General features: G+C 45.5%; 4 protein-coding genes. 3 read left to right on the forward strand and 1 reads right to left on the reverse strand.

What is annotated here, in order from left to right:
* Positions 1-26: 26 nt before the first annotated feature.
* Positions 27-137 (forward strand): cyclic lactone autoinducer peptide, encoded by a 111-nt coding sequence (locus tag ACSEXW_RS28075; RefSeq protein WP_438449461.1) that lies wholly within the window; start codon positions 27-29, stop codon positions 135-137.
* A gap of 527 nt (positions 138-664) precedes the next feature.
* Entirely contained in the window at positions 665-922 is a 258-nt protein-coding gene (locus tag ACSEXW_RS28080; RefSeq protein ID WP_438449491.1) for a helix-turn-helix domain-containing protein, read from the forward strand.
* Between the two features lie 246 nt (positions 923-1168).
* Here ACSEXW_RS28080 and ACSEXW_RS28085 read toward each other — a convergent pair whose 3' ends face one another.
* Positions 1169-1588 carry a helix-turn-helix domain-containing protein gene (locus tag ACSEXW_RS28085; protein ID WP_438449492.1) on the reverse strand — a complete coding sequence of 140 codons (420 nt, stop codon included), beginning with the start codon at positions 1586-1588 and terminating at the stop codon, positions 1169-1171.
* A 115-nt stretch (positions 1589-1703) separates the two neighbouring features.
* On the opposite strand from ACSEXW_RS28085, the gene ACSEXW_RS28090 reads away from it, so the two are divergent.
* Positions 1704-1925, forward strand: a 222-nt coding sequence (locus ACSEXW_RS28090; protein ID WP_438449490.1) for a helix-turn-helix transcriptional regulator, incomplete at its 3' end; no start/stop codon positions are given.

Below are 1925 nucleotides of genomic sequence, written 5' to 3' on the forward strand. Positions count from 1 at the left end.
GCTATAGATCAGGGGAGGTGACCACGATGTTGAAGTGGATCGACAAATTGCTGGCCAAACGCGCTGAGAAGATGGCAGATGCCGATTGCGTTGTCTTCTGCCATCGCCCGGAAGTGCCGGCAGAACTGAAAAAGTAAAACCAGGACATAACAAAAGCGGATCCCTATATAGCGGGATCCGCTTATTTCGTTTTCCATTAGAGTTGGAATGCCCCCTCTAAAGCTCGGCCGATCATGGTCTTCAATTCGATAAAAGTAGGAGAGCGGAATTTACGTTCGCGATCGCAATCTAATTCGGATTTTACCAGAGCGCATGGTTCACAATGTGAGAAATGACGCAAGAGCAATTTGAATAAGGTCAGTTCTTGATCTTCTAATTGCATGGATGAATTGATTATGAACACTGGGGAAGACGGGAATGGAAGCAGATACATGCCACAAACGACGTCGTCTTTCAGTGCACAGTCTAATTCTGGCCCTGAGTATACTATGAACCCTAAATGGGCTGCCAATTTGTTCGGACACCTGACCCCGATCTGCTCGAATAATCGTTCGATCTCTTGTTTGGCGCTGTTCATTTCACTGTGTCACGCTCCTCTGGTTTAAAATGGGTGTAAAATTTGGTAGGATAGAACATGTAAATAAATCATTGAGTGGAGGCAGCGATGCAACCGGTCCAGTATGACCTTGGACGCTGCCGCGGTAAGGAACTTGCTGCATCCCTGGGCATAAGTCAACAAGAAATTGCAGAGGGTACAGGGTTCTCGAAGCAAGAAATATCGATGTGGTTTAATAATGAAAGGGATATGACACTGCCGAAAGCATTTACTGTAGCCAAATTCATGAAGACCTCCATCGAGCAGTTGTACGAATTTATCCCAAGAAAACCACAGGCGAAAAGAACGCGGCAGAGGAAGGGATGACCTTCGGGTCGTCTGGCCGATAGTTAACTTTGTCGTTAACAATCTAGTCAGTTAAAACCGTCTTTCGACGGCCATTACACCCCTCTATAGTGTTAGACAAGTTGATGAATTGCTATGTAACGGCCCAATTATGTGAAAAATTCATGAAAAATGAAATTCATGATTATTCATACATTTATTGGGTTATATGAAAATAATACCCCTATCAATCTGAAACATGTTGTCGAAGACTGTCTGACACATAAATTATTTTTTCTTCTTTTCCTCTTCGTTTGCTTTTCTGAAAACGAACTCCATGAACTGCTTAACATGCGACAACTTTGTCTCGTCCACACTACCGGCCTCGCGGAGCATGGCCTCTGTGTCCATAAGGAATTTTTTCAAAGCAAGTGCTTCTTCTGTTGAGAGAGTTTCCTCTTGCTTCGATTCAGGAAGGAACGCTTCGTTTGAGCGGCCCAGAAGATAATCCGTTGTCACGTTATACAGATCAGAAATCCTCGTTAGGAGTTCCACTTTAGGAACCGCCCCATCTTCGTATTTTGACACCATCGCCCGGCTTACTCCGTACTCTGCCGCGGCTTTGTCCATCAGCCACCCCCGACTCTCACGCAGTTTCCGCATCCTTTCACCGAAAACTGGATTCATATATCGTTCATTTTCAGTCACTTCCGATCACATCCTTCAGGTCATGAAATTTACCGTAAGTTACGGTTGCGTAATCTGAGGTTAAGTGGTAATATAAGGACACGGCCCCCGGAAACACAGGAAGGAGGTGTCAGTATTGTCTGTTCGTAGAAAATTATCGGCGCCGCGCGTTGTCCTAACAGAATGTCGGCAGACCCTGGATCTTACTTGTGAGGAGCTGGGAAGTCTTGTCGGCCTTTCTGAGACTAGCATTCGAAACCTTGAAAAAGGCCGGAATGTTACCAGTGTCGAGATCATGCTTAAGCTCGCTGATCTGTTTGGCAAGGGGCCATTACAACTGTTCCCTGATTCCGAACTG

This window comes from Oryzibacillus soli (assembly GCF_051594765.1).
Taxonomy (GTDB): domain Bacteria; phylum Bacillota; class Bacilli; order Paenibacillales; family NBRC-103111; genus Paenibacillus_AR.

Excerpts from the sequence above, each read along its gene's own strand:
- ACSEXW_RS28080 (WP_438449491.1), top strand. The coding sequence starts at position 665 with ATGCAACCGGTCCAGTATGACCTTGGACGCTGCCGCGGTAAGGAACTT.
- ACSEXW_RS28075 (WP_438449461.1), top strand. The coding sequence starts at position 27 with ATGTTGAAGTGGATCGACAAATTGCTGGCCAAACGCGCTGAGAAGATG.